Below are 18,431 nucleotides of genomic sequence, written 5' to 3'. Positions count from 1 at the left end.
GCGCACTCCTGCCACCTCGGCTTCCGCTGGGGCCTTCCTCTCCCGTGTCGAGGGAAGCGTCGCTCGGGCGCGTGAACTCGGCGCCGTCCCGGCGTTGCGTCTCGAGCTCGAGCCCCTGACCGCCCCCGGCAGCCTCGAAGCGGATGCCGCGGGCACCCCGCGCGACTGGGCGTGGCGGCAGCAGCCCGACCACGTCCGCGCCTACTGGATGGCGATGAGCGGGGTGTCCTGGCCGATGCGCGCACGGCTGATCCTGCGGTTCGTGTGGCCACCCGACGATGTCGCGATGGCCTCCGCCCGCCACGCGGGCCACTCCGCCACGACCCCGCAGCGAGCGCGATGGATCCGCCTCCGGCGCGGCATCCGCGACTGGGTGCGACGCCGCCGCTGAAGCCCGCGCTCCCCGGACTCCCTCCCGGGTGACCACTTCGCTCTTGAGGGCGAAGCCGATGGTGAACAGAAGCGGCGAGCCGACGACCGGCGACGACGATCCAGGAGGCGACTCCCCCGGCGAGGGGGTGCGAGCCCGTGGGAACGGCAGTGTCCTTCACCCCCGGGGTCGCCGCACGCCTGCGCGCGCTCCGGGTCGCGACGACCGGCATCGTCGTGCACTCGGAGTCTCGAGCGGGCACCCGGCGCGCGCCTCCGACCGACGACCCGCGACGCCACCCGCGATGTCGCCTCCACCGAGAGGATCCGATGCCCCCGACCGCCCCTCCTCGCCGTCTCCCCTGATGGCGCGCTGCCTGGTCATCGGGGCCAACGGTTTCCTCGGCTCCCGCCTCACCGACGCCCTCGTCTCCTCCGGTCACGAGGTGACCGCTTTCGATCGCTTCAGTCGCGGCACGCGCGCCTTCTCGTCCACCGACCTCACCGTCGTTCCCGGAGACTTCCTCAGCGTCTCCGACCTCGCCGCCGCCGTCTCCGGCCAGGACTACGTGTTCCACTTCCTGTCCACCACCACGCCGGCCTCCGTCGACGCGGACCCCACCATCGACCTGCGTACGAACGTCCAGCAGAGCGTCGAGTTGCTCGCGTTGTGCGCCCGCGCCGGCATCCGTCGCCTGTTCTACGCCTCCAGCGGCGGCGCGATCTACGGCCCTCAGCCCGGCGCGACGTTCGTCGAAGACGCGCCCGCCGCCCCCGTCTCCCCGTACGGCATCGGCAAGCTCACGGTCGAGCGGTACATCGACTACTACGCGGCGACCGCCGGACTCGCCGCCGTCTCGCTCCGCATCTCGAACCCGTACGGAGCGAACGCGAACCCGTCGAAGCGGCAGGGCGTCATCCCGATCACCCTCAACCGCATCCTCCGCGCCGAGCCGATCGTGCAACTGGGCGACGGGTCGATGATCCGCGACTACATCCACGTCGACGATCTGATCCGGCGCATCCTGCGGATGGTGGATTCCGAGCCCCGGCACCGCGTGTACAACCTCGGCAGCGGCCAGGGCACGTCGGTGGCGGAGGTGCTCGCGACCGTCCGCGATGTCGTGGGCCGCGACTTCCCGGTGCGCACGGCCCCCAAACCCGCCACCTTCGTCGACCACGTCGTTCTCGACGTCAGCCGCTTCGTCGACGAGTTCGGCGCCGACGACGACCTGTCCCTGACCGAGGGCATCGCCCGCACCTGGATGGAGATGACGACCGCATGATGCGCGTTCTGCACGTGACCGAAGCGATGGGGAGCGGCGTCCTCAGCGTCGTCGACAGCATCTCGCGCCGTCAGGCCGAGGCCGGCGCAGAGGTGCGCGTGCTGTTCCTCCCGCGCCCCGAGACCCCCTCCGACGAGGCGCTGCGCGCGCGCTTCCACCCGGACGTCGAGCTGACCCGACTGTCCACGGGCGCGCGGCTCGGCGACCTCCGCGCGCTGCACCGCACGATGCGCGACGTCGGTGACGTCGACGTGGTGCACGCGCACTCGAGCTTCGCGGGGGCGATCGTCCGGCGGGCGCTGCGCGGGCGTCGAGACCCCGCCACGGTCTTCTATTCGCCGCACGGTTTCGCTTTCCTGCGTCTCGACCTGCCCTCCGCCGTCCGCGCCGCACTCCGCCTCGTCGAGCGACGCCTCGCCCGCCACTCCACGCTGATCCTCACGTCGCCGTCGGAGTACGCCCTGGCGCAGTCGGCCCTGGCTCCCCCGCGCGCTCACCTGCTGCAGACCGGGGTCGCCTCCGACACCGTCTCGCGGCGTCCGCGACGCCCCGACCGCATGCGGCGACCGGTGGTGGGCATGGTGGGCCGCGTCACCTATCAGAAGGCCCCGTGGCGCTTCGCCGCCGCCGCCCGGGCGCTCGAGGACCGCGCCGACTTCGTCTGGATAGGCGCAGGCGCGCCCGACGACGAGACGAAATGGTTCGCCGACGCTCCGGTGCGCGTGACCGGCTGGGTCTCCCCTCAGGAACTGGCCGCGTACATCGACGGGCTCGACGTGCTTCTGTTCCCCTCCCTGTGGGAGGGCATGTCGCTGTCGCTCATCCAGGCGCAGGCACAGGGCTTGCCCGCCGTGGTCTCCGACGTCGTCGGCAATCGCGACACGGTCGCCGACGGAATCACCGGGTTCGTCCGCCGTACCGACGAAACGCTGATCGCCGCGACCGCCCTTCTCCTCGACGACGCCGGACTCCGCGAGCGGATGTCCGCGGCGGCGCTCGACTGGGCCCGACGCACACTCACCGACGACCGGGTCGGCGAGGATTCGCTCGCCCTTTACGCCGCGGCCCTCGCCCCGCGAGAGCGGTCGTCACGATGACCATCGTCAACGCCCGCTTCCTCACGCAGCACACCACCGGCATCCAGCGCTTCGCCACCGAGATCGCGCGCGAGCTTCTCGTGCTTCGCGACGACGTGATCCTCGCCGTCCCGCCGGGCGAGGTCGACACGACCGGACTCGACCCGACCCGCATCGTGCGGGTCGGCCGTACCCGCGGTCACGCGTGGGAACAGCTCGATCTGCCGCTGTTCGCCCGACGGCGTCGCGAGCTCCTGTTGAATCTCGCGAGCACGGGGCCGACGTGGTATCGGCCGCAGATCTCCACGCATCACGACATCACCTACATCCGGCACCCTGAGAGCTTCGGTCGCCGTTTCCGGACCGTCTACGGCGTCGTCGTGCCGCGCCTGATCGCCCGCAGCGACGGTCTGCTGACGGTGAGCGAGTTCTCTCGCGGCGAGATCGCCGACCACTTCGGTGTCGATCCGGCACGTTTCACGGTGGTCCACAACGGCGCCGACGCCCGCTTCCGCCCGGGCGCGAACCTGGACGAGGGCGCCACAGGTCGCCCTTATCTGCTCGCGGTGTCCTCGCCCAACGCGCACAAGAACTTCGCCCGCATGCTGGCGGCTTTCGAGCGCTTCGCCGAGACGCACCCCGACGTCGAGCTGCGCGTGGTCGGCAGCCAGACGAACAGCTTCTCGCGGCAGCGTTACGACGGCTCCCACGCCCGGGTTCGCTTCCTCGGTCGCGTCGACGACAACGAGCTGACGGCGCTCTACCGCGGCGCGATCGCCTTCGTCTTCCCCTCGTTGTACGAGGGGTTCGGCATCCCTCCGCTCGAAGCGCAGCAGTGCGGGTGTCCGGTGATCGCCGCGCGCGCGGCATCCCTGCCCGAGGTGCTCGCCTCCTCGGCGATGTACGTCGACCCCTACGACGAGGCCGACCTGGCCGACGCCATGGGGCGCGTCGTCGACGATCCGACCCTGCGCGCACACCTCGTCGCCGCGGGCCTGGCCAACGCCGAGCGCTTCTCGTGGCGTGCCTCGGCGGAGCGCGTGTCGGGCGTGATCGACGACGTGCTGAGCGGCCGGTCGAGCCCCGTCGCCGCAACGACCGGTCGCGTCAAGGCCCAGGCCACGCGGCATCCGGGTGCCTAGCGTCGGGGCATGACCTCCGATCGCGACCAGTTCACTTTCGACAACCCCGTCACCCGCTACGCGCGCGTCGAGCCGCCCGTGCAGCACCAGCCCGAGCCCGGGGTCCAGGCCGACATGACGCCCGTCCCCGACCTCGGCGAGAAGACCTACCGCGGCCTCGGCCGCCTGACCGGGCGCAAGGCCCTCATCACCGGTGGAGACTCGGGCATCGGCGGAGCGGTCGCCATCGCCTTCGCCCGCGAGGGCGCCGACGTGGCGATCGTGCACCTTCCCGACGAGCAGCGAGACGCCGATCACGTGCTCGCGCAGATCCGGGATGCCGGACGCACGGGCGCCTCCATCGCGCTCGACATCACCGAGGCGGCGGCGTGCCGCGAGCTGGTCGATCGTGCGGCCGAAGCGCTCGGGGGCCTCGACATCGTGGTGAACAACGCCGGAAAGCAGGTGATGGTCGAGAAGGTCGAAGACCTCAGCGACGAGCAGTTCGAGTCGACCTTCCGCACCAACGTCTTCGCACCGTTCTGGATCACGAAGGCGGCGCTCGCGTACCTGCCCGAGGGCGGCACCATCATCAACACCGCGTCGCTCGAGGCGTACGTTCCCGCCCCCGACCGGCTCGACTACGCCGCCACCAAGGCCGCCATCAACAATCTGTCGAAGGGGCTCGCCCAGCAGCTCGCCTCGCGCGGCATCCGCGTCAACGTCGTCGCCCCCGGACCCACCTGGTCGGCGCTGCAGGTGAGTCAGGGCGTGTCCGACGACCAGATGGAGCACTTCGACGACGAGAGCACCTACCAGCGCGCGGGGCAGCCGGCCGAGATCGCCCCGGCGTTCGTGTTCCTCGCCTCGGCGGAGTCCAGCTACGTCTCGGGCGAGACGCTGAACGTCAACGGCGGCATGGTGACCCCGTAAGCCCACGACCCCGACCGCCCGAGCGCCCCGGCCGCCCCACGGTCGGGGCGTTCGGGTGCATCAAGGAGTCACGCAGCTCCGCCCGCGCAGACGTGCACGACTCCGGAAGATCGACGCGGCCGACGCCCCACGGCGTGAACTCCAGGTCGGGAGGCCCGAATCCTCCGGAGTTCGGCCCGCCCCGCTCCGCCCCCTCGGCCCCGGGATTCCCCGCCCCGACCCGGAAGACGGCCTGCCTTTCCGCCGACAGACGACGCTCTTGCGCAAAACGGCTCCATCCGCAACCGACCCTCGCCGACTCGGCCGGTGAGCGAGCGTGAGGACATGCCCTCCGAGAACGCCACCGCCCCGGGCGGGGCGCCCGTGACCCTTTATCTGCTGCACGCGCTCGGCGCGAGCGCCCGATCCTTCGACCGCCTCGCCGAACGTCTCGACGGCCGCGTACGCGTGGAGGGCATCGATCTCCCCGGCTTCGGCTCGCTCGCCACGGCCTCGGACTCCTCGCTCGACGGCTCGGTCGACCACGTGATCACGCATCTCGCCCGGCATGCGCGCGGTCGCTGGATCCTCGGCGGACACAGCATGGGCGGCAAGATCGCTGCCCTGGTGGCATCCCGTGTCCTTCGCGGCGACGCGCCGCTGGTCGGACTCGCCGGCATGGTGCTGATGGCGCCCTCGCCCCCGCGTCCCGAGCCGATGGACGAGGAGCGCCGCCGGCGCATGCTCTCGTGGGTGGCCGACGGTGCAATCTCCCGAGCCGATGCCGAGACGTTCATTGACCAGAACACGGCCGAGCCGCTCGATACCCCGGCACACGACCTCGCCCACGAGGATCTGGGACGTACCGCCCCCGCCGCGTGGCGGGCGTGGCTCGAAACCGGCAGCCGCGTCGACGCCTCGGCCGATGTCGGCACCCTCGATCTCCCCACCCTTGTCCTGGCCGGCACCGACGACGACGACCTCGGCGCGTCCGCGCAGCCGGGGCTCCTGGCATCCGTCTATCCGCGCGCCCGCTTCGTCACCCTCGACGACACCGGTCACCTGATCCCGTTCGAGCGGACCTCCGAGGCCGCGGAGGCCATCGCGCACTTCGTCGACGACGAGGTTCTCCCGGGCCCCGTCATCCCCGACGATTGGGCGGCGCTCATCGCGGGTGACCGCGTGGATGCCCGCGTGCGCGGCATCCTGAATCTCCGTGCCGTTCCCGACGACCGCGGCTACGCCCCCGCCGTGCTCGACGTCGCGCAGCTCACGCTGCTTCGTGAGATCGCCGACCTCGTCGTCCCGCAGGACAGCCCTCCCATCGATCTGGCTGCCCGCGTCGACGCACAGCTCGCGCGCGGCGAGGGCGATGGGTGGCGCAACGCCGACCTGCCGCCCGATCCCGAGGCCTACCGCGCCGGGCTCGACACCCTTTCCGGAGTCTGGCCGACCGACCCCACAGCCCGCGAAGAGGTGCTCCGCGCCGCGATCGAGGGCACGACGGATGCGGATGGCCCCCTCGACACGGCTCGCCTCAAGTCGTGGCTCGAAGACGCCCGCAACGACCTCGTGCGCCAGTGGCTGGCCCACCCGGCGAGCATGGCGCGCGTCGGGTACGACGGCTTCGCCACCGGGGGCAGCCCAATGCGCGGGTACGTGGAGCTCCGGCTCGGACGCCGCGAGGACTGGGAGCCCGCCGGTGTCGGCGGCACCGTGACGACAGGAGACGCGGCATGAACCTCGAGCAGATGCGCACATTCGGCACGGACGAGACGGTCGATGTCGTCGTGATCGGGACGGGCGCGGGAGGTGCGCCCCTGACGTCCGAGCTGGCCAGGAAGGGCCTGAGCGTCGTCGCGATCGAGGCCGGCCGCCACTTCGCACTCGACGACCTCACCGCCGACGAGACCGAGGCCGTCGAGATCAACTGGATGTCGGAGCGCCTGAGCGGGGGCGACGACCCCACCGCGTTCGGGCCGAACAACAGCGGCCGCGGCGTGGGCGGATCGATGCTGCACTGGGGCGCGTTCACCCCGCGTCCCGACCGACGCGACCTGGCCCTGCGCACCGAATCCGGCGTCGGACGCGATTGGCCCGTCGACCCCGATGAGTTGCTGTCGTACGTCGAGCGCGTCGAGGGCGACATCGGCGTCTCGGGCCCGACCCCCTACCCGTGGGATCCGGCCCGCACCTACGCCTACGCCCCGGCGAAACGCAACGCGCCGGCGAACCTGGTCGCGAAGGGCTGCGACGCCCTCGGCATCCGCTGGGCCGACGCCCCCGCCGCCGTTCTCACGCGCGCTCGACTGCAGGATCATCACGGCGAGCGCGGCGCGTGCGTGAATTGCGGCGAGTGCCACCAGGGGTGCCGGGTGGATGCCAAGGCCTCCACGGCGAACACGTACCTTCCCGCGGCGGTCGCCGCCGGCGCCGAGATCCGCGCCGAGGCGATGGTTCACGCGATCGAGCTCGACGCCCGCGGGCACGTCGCCGCGGTCGTGTACCGCCAGGGCGGTCGGGATGTGCGACAGCGCTGCCGGTCGCTCGTGCTCGCGGGTGGCGGGGTCGAGACGCCGCGCCTCCTGCTGCACACGGGCCTCGCGAACGACAACGGCCAGGTGGGCCGCAACTTCCTCGCGCACGGTGCGACGCAGGTGTGGGGCCGGTTCGACGAGCCGGTGCGCGGACATCGCGGCTACCCGTCGTCGCTCATCAGCGAGGATATGATGCGTCCGGCCGACGCCGACTTCGCCGGCGGCTATCTCGTGCAGAGCCTCGGCGTCATGCCGTTGACCTTCTCGACGACTCTCGTGCGCGGCGGGGGGCTGTGGGGCCGCGATCTGATGGAGCGGCTCGACCAGTCGCGGTTCATGGCCGGCATCGGCATCAACGGCGAGTGTCTGCCGTCCGACGACAACCGACTGACCCTCGTCGACGAGACCGACGAGTTCGGCATCCCCCGTGCCCGGGTGACTTTCAGCGCGGGCGAGAACGAGACGGCGATGGACCGTCACGCGACGGCGTTCATGCTGCGGGTGATGGAGGCGTCGGGTGCTCGCGAGACGATGGTGCTGGCCCGCACGGCCCACACGATCGGCACGTGCCGCATGTCGACCGATCCGTCGGACGGTGTGGTGGATGCGGACGGGCGCTCGCATGAGATCCCGAACCTGTGGATCTGCGACAACTCGGTGTTCCCCTCCGCCATCGCCGCGAACCCGGCGCTGACGATCATGGCGCTGTCGCTGCGCACCGCCGACCGCTTCCTCGCCTCCGCCGCCTGACCCGGCGCGACCGCCTCGCGACGTGACCGCCCCGTCCGGCGGCGGACCCGGTGTGCGGGGTCGGCCGCCGGCTCACCGCGTCGCGAGATGACACGATCCGCGCGAGATCACAGATCGCCGCACCTCCCCAGCGTGTGATCTGGTCGCGATCGTGTGTGGTCGCCGCCCGATCAGCTCATGCCGCGCCCACACCGGCGCTGCGCACACGGGAGAATGGATGCCATGAAGCTCGAGCACCTCGTCCGGTTCGCGGCCCTCGCCGAGGAGCTGCACTTCCCCCGCGCGGCCGAGAAGCTCCGCATTCCTCTGGCGTCCCTGTACACGACGATCGACAAGCTCGAAGAAGAGGTGGGGCAGCCCCTCGTCTCGCGCACCCCGCCGACGCAGCTCACGCCCGCGGGTCGCCTGCTGCTCGACGAGGCGCACCACCGCATCGCCGATGCCCCGCCGCCCGCCGCGAAACAGCAGGCACCCGGGGGTGGCAAGGCCAAGGCGTCGAAGGGCAAGGGCCGCGCCCCGATCGTCAAGGGACAGCCGAAGCCGTACAAGAAGCGCCAGGGCCGCTGAGCCGGCGCCCCTCCCACGCATAAACGCGATCCGCGCGCCGAAACGCTCTCTCAGCGCGTTTAGGTGCGCAGATCGCGTTTATGCGGTGAGTTTCCGCCCGGCATGCAGCGGGCGCGCATCGCGCCGCCCGGCATGCCTCGAGAGCGCACCACGCGGGGCCGACATCCGGCGAGCGCGCACCGCCCGCCGAAGGGCAGCTGGCGCGATGGGGGCGAAGCGGAACCCACCTCCCGAACGCGGCAGCGACCACTACAGCTCGGTGACGACCCCGGCCTCGACCCGCCAGCGCCGATCGGTCTGCACGGCCGCGAGCATGCGCCGGTCGTGCGTCACGAGCAGCAGCGTGCCCGTGTACGACTCCAGCGCCTGCTCGAGCTGCTCGATCGCCGGAAGGTCGAGGTGGTTGGTCGGCTCGTCGAGCACGAGCACGTTCACACCGCGAGCCTGCAGCAGCGCGAGTCCCGCGCGCGTGCGCTCACCGGGCGACAGCGCGTCGACAGGACGCGTGACGTGGTCGGCCTTGAGCCCGAACTTCGCCAGCAGGGTCCGCACCTCGCCAGCGGTGAGCTCGGGCACGAAACCCTCGAACGTCTCGGCGAGCGGTCGCTCCCCCACCAGCAGCGACCGGGCCTGATCGATCTCACCGATCTCGACGCTCGCGCCCAGGCTCGCGGTTCCCTCGTCGGGCGTCTGGCGGCCCAGGATGCCACGCAGCAGCGTCGACTTACCCGCACCGTTCGGTCCGGTGATGCCGATCCGCTCCCCGGCGTTCACCTGCAGCGAGACCGGTCCGAGGGTGAAGTCACCCTGCCGGAAGACGGCGCCCGACAACGTCGACACCACCGAGCTCGACCGCGGAGCCGAACCGATGGTGAACTCCAACTGCCACTCCTTGCGAGGTTCGTCGACCTCGTCCAGGCGGGCGATGCGGCTCTCCATCTGTCGGACCTTCTGCGCCTGCTTCTCGCTGGACTCCACAGACGCCTTGCGACGGATCTTGTCGTTGTCGGGCGCCTTCTTCATGGCGTTGCGCACACCCTGACTCGACCATTCCCGCTGCGTGCGGGCGCGTGAGACGAGGTCGGCCTTGGTCTCGGCGAATTCCTCGTACTTCTCGCGCGCCTGCCGGCGCAGTGTCGCGCGCTCCTCGAGGTAGGCGTCGTAGCCTCCGCCGTAGACGCGGTGCGCGTTCTGCGCGAGGTCGAGCTCGAGCACGCGCGTGACCGAACGGGCAAGGAACTCGCGGTCGTGGCTGACGAGCACGACCCCACCCCGCAAGCCCTTCACGAACGTCTCGAGGCGCTCCAGGCCATCGAGGTCGAGGTCGTTCGTCGGCTCGTCGAGCAGAGCGATGTCGAAGCGCGACAGCAGCAACGCCGCCAGACCCACGCGAGCGGCCTGTCCGCCCGAGAGCCCGGTCATGAACGCGTCCGGGCCGACGTCGAGCCCGAGATCGGCGAGCACCTGCGGCATCCGCTCGTCGAGGTCGGCGGCGCCGCTCGCGAGCCACCGCTCGAGGGCCGTCGCGTAGGCGTCGTCGGCCCCCACGGCGTCGGGGTCGCCGAGCGCCACCGCGGTGGCATCCATCTCGCGCGTCGCCTCCGCAGCGCCCGTGCGCCGAGCGATGTACGCGGCAACCGTCTCGCCGTCGACGCGCTCGTGCTCCTGCGGCAGCCAGCCGACGAACGCGTCCGACGGCGCGAGGCTGATCGCTCCGCCCTGCGCTTCGTCGACTCCGGCGAGCAGACGCAACAGCGTCGATTTGCCCGCACCGTTCGCACCGACGACGCCGATCACATCGCCCGGCGCGACCGTGAGGTCGACCCCTTCGAACAGCGTGCGGTGTCCGTATCCGCCGGCGAGGTTCTGGGCGACGAGCGTGGCGGTCATCCCCCTAGTCTCTCAGGGCAGGAGGCTCGCCTCGCGGCCTCGGCGTGCGGCCGATGCCCGTCGGTCGTGGTCGCGCTGAACGGGTCGCGATATCGACAGCGTACAGAGCGCGACGACCAGCGCCGGCGCACAGATGCCGAGGGAGACCGGCAGTTGTCCCCACACGTCCTCAGCGCTTTCTCGGTACCCCACCACCACGACGCAGGTCCATCCGACAGCGAGCATCGTCGTCGCGCTGGCGGCAATGCTGGCCGCTCCTGGACGCAGGCGCGACCGAACCGCGCGGACACGCAGACAGATCCACGTCAACACGGGCGCACCACCGACGGCAGCGACTCCCCCCAGCGTCCGCGTGACGTCGACCGACGATATGTCGCTCGCCGATAGCAGAGGGGCCACTCCGAGCGAGAGGACTGCGGACACCGCGAGCGCCAGCACCACTGCGATGTAGAGCAGCGACAGCCACCACGCTCCCCCGGCGTCACTGATCGTGCGCGTGCTCATGCTCCCCTCAACCGCCCGGCCCGACTCCCGCTGCATACTGCATTCGACGAAGAGCGGCTACAGCGATGAGACCCAGGATGCCGAGAACGGCGACGGGGACGGTGAAACCCGTCAGCACCATCAGGGAGAACGGCCAAGGCAGGTCGGGGAGATGGCGATACACGCTGGACCCCCATAGCGCGAAGACACCGACCGTCCAGGCAAGCGTGACGAGCGCAACGAGCACCCAGGCGCCTCCGCGCGGCATTCGCGTCCGGCGAGCCAGCGCGAGCGCGGCGAGGACGCTGAAGGCGACGCCGGTTCCAGCGAGTGCGAGACCGATCACGACGGTGGCCCACTCCTCGCCTTTCGAGCTGTATCCCCAGAGCGAGGCGAACATCACGACCGCCCACACACAGCACAGCACGGACCACGGAATGAAGGATGCGAGGAGCAAAGCGCCCTCGCCCCAGGCCCGCAACCGTCGCGGCGTGGGCGATGCGCTCATCGATGCCCTCTCACTTCGTCGCGATGAGGAGTACCCCGCAGGACACGGTCCACACGCGAGCCCTCCCCCATGACGACCATTATCCGGGGGTCCGCTATCTCTTGCTTCCCCAAGAGGGAGGAGGCCATGGTCTTTCCGCTCACCGCGCCCGCGGGTGCGAGGTCGCGTAGACGTCGCGGAGCGCCTCGACGGTGACGTGCGTGTAGATCTGCGTCGTCGCGACCGAGGCGTGCCCGAGCAGTTCCTGCACGACGCGTACGTCGGCGCCACCCTGCAGCAGGTGGGTTGCGAAGGAGTGCCGGAGCGTGTGCGGCGACACGTGCGAGGTGAGACCCGCGCGCTCCGCCGCGGCCTGGATGACGAGCCACGCACTCTGCCGCGACAGCGGCGCTCCCCGCACGCCGAGGAACAGACGCGGCGTCGCCCGCCCCTTCGCGGCGAGGGCCGGTCGCACCCGGGTCAAATAGGCCTCCACGGCCGCGCGGGCGTACGACCCGACGGGCACGATGCGCTCCTTGTCACCCTTGCCCCGCACCCGCAGCAGATCACCGTGCGCGGTGTCGTCGACGTCGAGCTGGACGATCTCCGACACCCGGGCGCCGGTCGCGTACAACAGTTCGAGCAGGGCCCGATCGCGGACGGCAGACGGCTCCGCCGCGGAGGCGTCGGCCGACCCGGGCGCAGGGCCCGCGGCATCCAGCAGGTCGTCGACCTGGGCGATGGTCAGGGCCTTCGGCAGGCGACGCGGGGCCTTCGGCGGGCGCAGACGACCGCTCGGGTCGGCTTCGACACGGCCCTCGCGCACGAGGAAGCGATGCAGGCCCCGCACCGACGATTGCAGCCGTGCCAGAGATGAGGATGCCGGAGCCGGGACCGCCGACGCTCGCTCGGCCGCGAATTCGGCGATCAGCCCCGGCGTGACGGCCTCGACCTCGGTCACGCCCCGCGCACCCAGCCATTCGCCGTACACCGCCAGGTCGCGGCGATATGCGGCGACGGTGTGATCGGAGAGCCCGCGCTCGAGCGCGACGTGCCGGAGGTAGGTCTCGACCGCGCGCTCGAGCTCCACGTCAGTGGGTGGCGGCCTCGCGGCGCAGCACCTCGGCCGCGGCGAGCACGCCCGTCGCGAGGATGCCGTTGCGCAGCCGTCCCGCCAGCACACCGTCGATGACGTCGGCCAGCAGCACCCGCTCGACCCGCATATCGGACTCCTCGTGCTCGCGCTCGTAGTCGCTCTCGACAGCCCGCAGTCCTCTGGCGAGGAACACGTGCACGACCTCGTCGTTGCCCCCGGGCGTGGTGTGCATCGAGATGAGGTGCTGCCACCGGTCGGCCTCGAGGTCGACCTCCTCGGTGAGCTCGCGCTTCGCGGTCTCGAGCGGCGGTTCGCCCTTCACATCGAGGAGGCCCGCCGGGATCTCCCAGTCGCGCTCCTTGATGGGGTGGCGGTACTGCTGGATGAGCACGACGCGCTCGTCGTCGTCGACGGCCACGACGGCCGCTGCCCCCGGGTGATCGACGTACTGCCGCGTCATCTCGCCATCGCCGTAGCGCACGGTGTCGCTGCGCACGTCCCACACCGCACCCTCGTAGACGAGGTCGCTTGCAACGACCTCGAGGTCGACGCGCTCGTCGCGCAGCTCTTCCACGTCAGTCCTCCTCGACGTCGAACAGCTCGCTCGAGCGGTGTCGCTCGAGAGCGGCGCCGACGAGACCGCGGAAGAGCGGGTGCGGCTCCGTCGGGCGCGAGCGCAGCTCGGGGTGAGCCTGCGTGGCGATGTAATACGGGTGCACGTCGCGGGGCAGCTCGACGAACTCGACGAGATCGAGGTCGGGATTGAGCCCCGAGAAGACCAGACCTGCGTCGCTGAGCTGCCGGCGGTAGGCGTTGTTCACTTCGTACCGGTGGCGGTGGCGCTCCGAGATGCGGTTCGCGCCGTAGACCTCGGCGGCGAGAGATCCTTCGGCGAGGTCGGCCGGATACAGCCCGAGACGCATGGTGCCGCCCAGGTCGCCGCTCTCGAGGATGTCGACCTGCTCGGCCATGGTCGCCACGACCGCGTGGGCGGTGTCAGGATCGAACTCGCTCGACGAGGCGCCCTCGAGACCCGCGACCGTCCGGGCGTATTCGATGACCATGCACTGCAGGCCGAGGCAGATCCCCAGCGTGGGGATGCCCTGCTCGCGCGCGAATCGCAGCGCCCCCAGCTTGCCCTCGATGCCCCGGATGCCGAAGCCGCCGGGCACGATGATGCCGTCCACCGCGCCGAGCGCTTTGGCCGCACCCTCGGGCGTCTCGCACAGATCTGAGGGGATCCACGTGATCTTCACCTGGGTCTCTTGACCGAAGCCACCGGCCTTGATCGCCTCGGTCACCGAGAGGTAGGCGTCGGGCAGGTCGATGTACTTGCCAACCAAGCCGATGGTGACCTCGTGCTTCGGGTTGTGAACGGCCTGCAGCACGCGTTGCCAGCGCGACCAGTCGACGTCGGCCGCCTTGTCGAGGTCGAGCGCGTCGACGATGTGGGCGTCGAGACCCTGATCGTTCAGCATCGAAGGGATGTCGTAGATGCTGGGAACGTCGACCGCGTTCACCACGGCGTCTTCGTCGACGTCGCACATGAGCGCGATCTTTCGCTTGTTCGACTCGGTGACGGGCCGGTCGCTGCGCAGCACGAGCGCGTCGGGCTGGATGCCGATAGAGCGCAGCGTCGCGACGGAGTGCTGCGTCGGCTTCGTCTTCTGCTCCCCCGAGGCGCCCATGAAGGGCACGAGCGAGACGTGCACGAAGAAGACGTTCTTGCGGCCGAGCTCGTGGCGGATCTGGCGCGCCGACTCGATGAACGGCTGCGACTCGATGTCGCCGACCGTGCCGCCGATCTCGGTGATGATGACGTCGGGCTGAGGACTCTCGGTGGCCTGCAGACGCATGCGGCGCTTGATCTCGTCGGTGATGTGCGGGATGACCTGCACCGTGTCGCCCAGGTACTCGCCCCGACGCTCGCGCGCGATGACCTGCGAATAGATCTGGCCCGTGGTGACGTTGGCCGCCTGACTCAACTCGATGTCGAGGAATCGTTCGTAGTGTCCGATGTCGAGGTCGGTCTCGGCGCCGTCGTCGGTGACGAAGACCTCGCCGTGTTGGAACGGGTTCATCGTGCCCGGATCGACGTTGAGATACGGGTCGAGCTTCTGCATCACGACGCGCAGACCCCGCGCGGTCAGAAGGTTGCCGAGGCTTGCCGCCGTCAGGCCCTTACCGAGTGAGGAGACCACTCCTCCGGTGACGAAGATGTGCTTCGTCGTGAAGGTTTTGCCGTCTGAATGTCCCGCGTCCGAAGTCTGCATCACGGGCTTCGATCCTATCAGTCGCGTCGGTAAGTCGTCTCGCAGTCTGGCACCACCCTCCGACATCCGCGTCACCGCATCATGACGATCGCGGGTCGATCGCCGGATCAGCCGACCGCGCGACCGGTCTCCAGCAGCTCCCGCGCGTGGGTCAGAGCGGCATCCGAATCACTCAGGCCCGAGAGCAGCCGCGCCATCTCGGCCTCCCGCTCGGCGCCGTCCAAGCGTCGGACACTGGATGCCGTGACCGCACCGTCATTGCCCTTGACCACCGTCAGGTGGTTGCCGGCGAAGGCGGCCACCTGCGCGAGATGCGTGACGGCGATGACCTGCGACGATTCCGCGAGACGCGCGAGACGGCGTCCCACCTCGATGGCCGCGGCTCCTCCGATGCCCGCATCGACCTCGTCGAAGACGAACGTCGGCACGGGGTCGACGCCGGCGATGACGACCTCGATGGCCAGCATCACGCGGCTGAGTTCTCCGCCCGAGGCACCGCGCGACACCGGTCGCGGATCGGCCCCGGGGTGGGGCGCGAGCAGGATCGACACCTCGTCGCGGCCGTGACCGGCGGCGGCTGCGGGTGCTACGTCGACGGTGAGGTGCGCGTCGGGCAGGGCCAGCGCGTGGAGTTCCTCGGTCACCGCCGCCCCGAGCCGTTCCGCAGCGGATCGACGGATGGCGGTCAGCGCCTCGGCCGCGCCGTCGAGTTCCGCCGCGGCCGCGTCGCGCTGCGTCTGCAGACGCTCGAGACGGTCGCCGTCGTCGTCCAGTTCCACCAGCCGCGCGGATCCGGTCGCGAGCAGGGCGATCGCGGCATCCACCGACCCGTGCGCTCGGGCGAGGCCGGCGAGCACGCCGCGGCGTTCGTCGACCGCGGCGAGTTCGTGGGGCCCCGACTCGTCGAGGTCGGCGAGGTATCCCGACAGCGCGACGGCGGCGTCCGTGGCGCGGTATCCCAGATCGGCCACCTGTTCGCCGATGACGGCGAGGGCTGCGTCGCTGCCCGCGATGCGTTCGAGAGCGCGACGCGCCTCGGCCAACAGGGACACGACGTCGGGCGTGCCGTCGTCGTTCGACAGGGCGGCGTGCGCGGCGTCGGCGGCCAGACGCAGTTCTTCGGCGTTCGCGAGGCGCTCGGCACGTCGGGCGAGCTCGTCGTCCTCGCCGGCGACGGGAGCCGCGGCCTCGATCTCGGCGATGGCCGCCCGCAACTGCTCGGCCTCGCGTGCGCGGTCGTCGCGGTCGGCGGTGAGCGTTGTCAGCTCGGCGTCCAGGGTCCGCCAGGCGTCCCAGGCGGCACGATAGGCGGCGCGTGCGGTGGCGACCGGTTCGCCTCCGAAACGGTCGAGCGCATCGCGCTGCGCCGCCGACGACTTCAGCCGCAGCTGATCGGACTGCCCGTGCACGACGACGAGGTCGTCGGCGAGATCGGCGAGCACGCCGGCGGGAGCGGTGCGGCCTCCGACCGTGGCGCGCCCGCGCCCCTCGCTCGACACCGTGCGCCCCAGGTACAGCTCGGCGGATCCGCCGCCGACGGGCTCGACGTCGCCTCCCGCCTCGCGCACCCGTGCCGCAACGGGGCCGTCCTCGGGGACGATCCAGACGCCCTCGACCGCGGCCTGGGCCGCACCCGTGCGTACGACGCCCGAATCGGCTCGCTGGCCGAGCAGCAGTCCGAGCCCGGTGACGACCATGGTCTTGCCCGCTCCGGTTTCGCCCGTGATCGCGGTGAATCCTCGACCGATGGGCAGCGTCGCGTCAGCGATGACACCGAGATCGCGCAGGCGCATCTCTTCGATCACGCCGCACCCCCCGGCATGCCGCGCCAACCCGTCACCGGCAGGCGGAACTTGCGCACCAGGCGATCGGTAAAGACGGCGGGGTGAAGACGCGCCAGCAGCACGGGCCGCGAAGACCGGCGCACCACCACCCGCGCACCGGGTGGCAGGTCGTGCGAGCGTCTTCCGTCGCACCACAGGATGCCGCTCCCGCTGGTGCGCTCGAGGACCTCGACGGCCACGCTCGCGTCGGGGCCGACCACGAGCGGTCGGGCGAAGAGCGCGTGCGCCGACAGCGGCACGACGGCGATGGCCTCGACCGTGGGCCAGACGATCGGCCCCCCGGCGGAGAAGTTGTAGGCCGTCGAGCCGGTGGGCGTCGCGATGACGACGCCGTCGCACCCGAACGACGACAGGGGCCGCCCGTCGACGGCCATGACGACCTCGAGCATGCGCTCACGGCTCGCCTTCTCGACGGTCGCCTCGTTCAGGGCCCACGTCTCGTAGATGACCCGGTCGTCGGCATCCTGGATCTTCACGGCGAGGGCCAGTCGCTCCTCGACCGTGTAGTCACGGGCGATCACACGGCGCACGGCATCGTCCATGTCGTCGCGTTCGATCTCGGCGAGGAAGCCGACGTGCCCCATGTTGATGCCCAGGATGGGCGCGGTTCCGCCGCGCACCATCTCGGCGGCGCGGAGGATCGTCCCGTCGCCGCCGAGCACGATCGCGAGCTCGACGTCGTCGATGGCCACGTCGACGCCGAGAGTGGCCACACCCTCGAGCGTGAGACGCTCCGCCAGTTCGGGTCGGTCTTCGGCGGAGACGACGGGAGTCGCACCCGCCGCACGGACCGCGGTGATGATGCGCTCGGCCGCATGCACGGTGTCGTCACGGCGCGCGTGGACGACGAGGAGGATTCGGCGATCGCTGGGGGTCATCGGCTTCCGGTCAGTCGGGTCACGGTGCTCTCCCATTCTGAGGGGTCGCTGCCGTGGGTGGCCGAGAACCACGCGACGTACTCCTGGTTGCCGTGCGTTCCGACGATCGGCGAGGCGATCAGACCGGCTGTGGGCAGACCCGCATCCCATGCGGACCAGAGCACGCCGTGCACCGCGTCGGAACGCAGCGCCGGGTCGGTCACCAGTCCACCCTTGACCGCCGTGCGGCCCACCTCGAACTGCGGCTTGATGAGCAGCACCACGTCGGCGCCGGGCGCGGCGGTGGCGACCACGGCGGGAAGCACGTGGGTGAGCGAGATGAACGACAGGTCGCCGGTCACCACGTGCGGGCGCGTCTCGATGCCCGTCGCGGCGGCGAGGGAGTCGGCGGTCATGAACCGCACGTTATACCCCTCCACCGATACGACGTCGGGATCGGATGCCACGACGGTGGACAACTGCCCGTGACCGACGTCGACGGCGAGGACCGGACGCGCTCCGCGCTCGCGCAGTACCTGGGTGAACCCCCCGGTGGACGCACCGAGGTCGAGCGCGATCTGCCCGTCGACGGCGATGGGGAACGCGTCGAGGGCGGCGATCAGCTTGTGGGCGCCGCGACTGACGTAGTGGTCGGCTCCGGCCACCTCGATCGCGCTCGACTCGTCGACCTGCGTCGAGGCCTTCACCACCGGACGACCGTCGACGTTGACGAGGCCCCCCGCGATGAGCTGGGTGGCGTGCGAACGCGAGCGCGCGAGTCCGCGTGCGGCGAGCTCGGCATCGAGGCGCGGGCTCACGGCCGCGCCGCGACCGACGCGTCGGCCGGGGCCGACGCGAGTCGTCGCGCGAGCTCGTCGTGCAC

17 protein-coding genes are annotated in these 18,431 nt (G+C 71.0%); 8 read left to right on the top strand and 9 right to left on the bottom strand.

The genetic code is table 11. The annotated features are described in order from the left end of the window. The 8 genes from RWP81_RS05295 to RWP81_RS05260 all read left to right on the top strand — a co-directional run. On the top strand, positions 1-391 hold a 391-nt coding region (locus RWP81_RS05295), incomplete at its 5' end, for a hypothetical protein (protein ID WP_314453141.1). A 343-nt stretch (positions 392-734) separates the two neighbouring features. After that, positions 735-1,655, top strand: coding sequence for an NAD-dependent epimerase/dehydratase family protein (locus RWP81_RS05290; RefSeq protein WP_314453137.1), 921 nt, complete (start codon positions 735-737; stop codon positions 1,653-1,655). Continuing rightward, a complete protein-coding gene (locus tag RWP81_RS05285; RefSeq protein WP_314453134.1) occupies positions 1,652-2,752 on the top strand; it encodes a glycosyltransferase in 1,101 nt (366 codons plus the stop codon). The genes RWP81_RS05290 and RWP81_RS05285 overlap by 4 nt, the downstream gene beginning before the upstream one ends. Next, positions 2,749-3,873, top strand: a complete 1,125-nt coding sequence (locus RWP81_RS05280; RefSeq protein ID WP_314453131.1) for a glycosyltransferase family 1 protein — start codon at positions 2,749-2,751, stop codon at positions 3,871-3,873. Before RWP81_RS05285 ends, RWP81_RS05280 begins: the two co-directional genes overlap by 4 nt. 9 nt (positions 3,874-3,882) lie before the next feature. Then, positions 3,883-4,785, top strand: a complete 903-nt coding sequence (locus RWP81_RS05275) for an SDR family oxidoreductase (RefSeq protein WP_055960347.1) — start codon at positions 3,883-3,885, stop codon at positions 4,783-4,785. A gap of 324 nt (positions 4,786-5,109) precedes the next feature. Further along, positions 5,110-6,504: an alpha/beta hydrolase gene (locus tag RWP81_RS05270; RefSeq protein WP_314453126.1), complete on the top strand. Its 1,395-nt coding sequence runs from the start codon at positions 5,110-5,112 to the stop codon at positions 6,502-6,504. Continuing rightward, entirely contained in the window at positions 6,501-8,051 is a 1,551-nt protein-coding gene (locus tag RWP81_RS05265) for a GMC family oxidoreductase (protein ID WP_314453123.1), read from the top strand. The genes RWP81_RS05270 and RWP81_RS05265 overlap by 4 nt, the downstream gene beginning before the upstream one ends. 222 nt (positions 8,052-8,273) lie before the next feature. After that, positions 8,274-8,618 (top strand): LysR family transcriptional regulator, encoded by a 345-nt coding sequence (locus RWP81_RS05260; RefSeq protein WP_314453120.1) that lies wholly within the window; start codon positions 8,274-8,276, stop codon positions 8,616-8,618. 249 nt (positions 8,619-8,867) lie between these two features. Here RWP81_RS05260 and RWP81_RS05255 read toward each other — a convergent pair whose 3' ends face one another. From RWP81_RS05255 to RWP81_RS05215, 9 genes are all read right to left on the bottom strand, one after another. Then, positions 8,868-10,508, bottom strand: coding sequence for an ABC-F family ATP-binding cassette domain-containing protein (locus RWP81_RS05255; RefSeq protein WP_055960358.1), 1,641 nt, complete (start codon positions 10,506-10,508; stop codon positions 8,868-8,870). A gap of 12 nt (positions 10,509-10,520) precedes the next feature. Beyond that, entirely contained in the window at positions 10,521-11,012 is a 492-nt protein-coding gene (locus RWP81_RS05250) for a hypothetical protein (RefSeq protein ID WP_314453115.1), read from the bottom strand. Between the two features lie 7 nt (positions 11,013-11,019). Then, positions 11,020-11,499, bottom strand: a complete 480-nt coding sequence (locus RWP81_RS05245) for a hypothetical protein (RefSeq protein ID WP_314453113.1) — start codon at positions 11,497-11,499, stop codon at positions 11,020-11,022. A gap of 139 nt (positions 11,500-11,638) precedes the next feature. Next, on the bottom strand, positions 11,639-12,568 hold the full coding sequence (gene xerD / locus RWP81_RS05240) for a site-specific tyrosine recombinase XerD (protein WP_314453110.1): 930 nt from the start codon (positions 12,566-12,568) through the stop codon (positions 11,639-11,641). Between the two features lies 1 nt (position 12,569). Further along, the gene (locus RWP81_RS05235; RefSeq protein WP_314453107.1) at positions 12,570-13,148 is read right to left on the bottom strand and encodes an NUDIX hydrolase; all 579 of its coding nucleotides are present in this window, start codon (positions 13,146-13,148) and stop codon (positions 12,570-12,572) included. 1 nt (position 13,149) lies between these two features. Further along, the gene (locus tag RWP81_RS05230; protein WP_314453144.1) at positions 13,150-14,847 is read right to left on the bottom strand and encodes a CTP synthase; all 1,698 of its coding nucleotides are present in this window, start codon (positions 14,845-14,847) and stop codon (positions 13,150-13,152) included. Positions 14,848-14,954: 107 nt separating this feature from the next. Then, positions 14,955-16,652, bottom strand: a complete 1,698-nt coding sequence (gene recN / locus RWP81_RS05225; RefSeq protein ID WP_314453104.1) for a DNA repair protein RecN — start codon at positions 16,650-16,652, stop codon at positions 14,955-14,957. After that, positions 16,649-17,569 carry an NAD kinase gene (locus RWP81_RS05220; RefSeq protein ID WP_314453103.1) on the bottom strand — a complete coding sequence of 307 codons (921 nt, stop codon included), beginning with the start codon at positions 17,567-17,569 and terminating at the stop codon, positions 16,649-16,651. The genes recN and RWP81_RS05220 overlap by 4 nt, the downstream gene beginning before the upstream one ends. Continuing rightward, positions 17,566-18,366 (bottom strand): TlyA family RNA methyltransferase, encoded by an 801-nt coding sequence (locus RWP81_RS05215; protein ID WP_314453100.1) that lies wholly within the window; start codon positions 18,364-18,366, stop codon positions 17,566-17,568. Before RWP81_RS05215 ends, RWP81_RS05220 begins: the two co-directional genes overlap by 4 nt. Between the last annotated feature and the right edge of the window lie 65 nt (positions 18,367-18,431).

It is taken from the genome of uncultured Microbacterium sp., assembly GCF_963521695.1.
Classification (GTDB): domain Bacteria; phylum Actinomycetota; class Actinomycetes; order Actinomycetales; family Microbacteriaceae; genus Microbacterium.
Note: the sequence above shows the minus strand (reverse complement) of the source record. Positions and strands in the feature narration are given on the sequence as shown.

Bases quoted from the DNA above. Each gene is read 5' to 3' on its own strand.
- RWP81_RS05285 (WP_314453134.1), top strand. From the start codon at position 1,652: ATGATGCGCGTTCTGCACGTGACCGAAGCGATGGGGAGCGGCGTCCTC.
- RWP81_RS05265 (WP_314453123.1), top strand. From the start codon at position 6,501: ATGAACCTCGAGCAGATGCGCACATTCGGCACGGACGAGACGGTCGAT.
- RWP81_RS05220 (WP_314453103.1), bottom strand. From the start codon at position 17,569: ATGACCCCCAGCGATCGCCGAATCCTCCTCGTCGTCCACGCGCGCCGT.
- RWP81_RS05260 (WP_314453120.1), top strand. From the start codon at position 8,274: ATGAAGCTCGAGCACCTCGTCCGGTTCGCGGCCCTCGCCGAGGAGCTG.
- RWP81_RS05230 (WP_314453144.1), bottom strand. From the start codon at position 14,847: ATGCAGACTTCGGACGCGGGACATTCAGACGGCAAAACCTTCACGACG.
- RWP81_RS05290 (WP_314453137.1), top strand. From the start codon at position 735: ATGGCGCGCTGCCTGGTCATCGGGGCCAACGGTTTCCTCGGCTCCCGC.
- RWP81_RS05270 (WP_314453126.1), top strand. From the start codon at position 5,110: ATGCCCTCCGAGAACGCCACCGCCCCGGGCGGGGCGCCCGTGACCCTT.
- RWP81_RS05245 (WP_314453113.1), bottom strand. From the start codon at position 11,499: ATGAGCGCATCGCCCACGCCGCGACGGTTGCGGGCCTGGGGCGAGGGC.
- RWP81_RS05280 (WP_314453131.1), top strand. From the start codon at position 2,749: ATGACCATCGTCAACGCCCGCTTCCTCACGCAGCACACCACCGGCATC.
- RWP81_RS05250 (WP_314453115.1), bottom strand. From the start codon at position 11,012: ATGAGCACGCGCACGATCAGTGACGCCGGGGGAGCGTGGTGGCTGTCG.
- RWP81_RS05275 (WP_055960347.1), top strand. From the start codon at position 3,883: ATGACCTCCGATCGCGACCAGTTCACTTTCGACAACCCCGTCACCCGC.
- RWP81_RS05255 (WP_055960358.1), bottom strand. From the start codon at position 10,508: ATGACCGCCACGCTCGTCGCCCAGAACCTCGCCGGCGGATACGGACAC.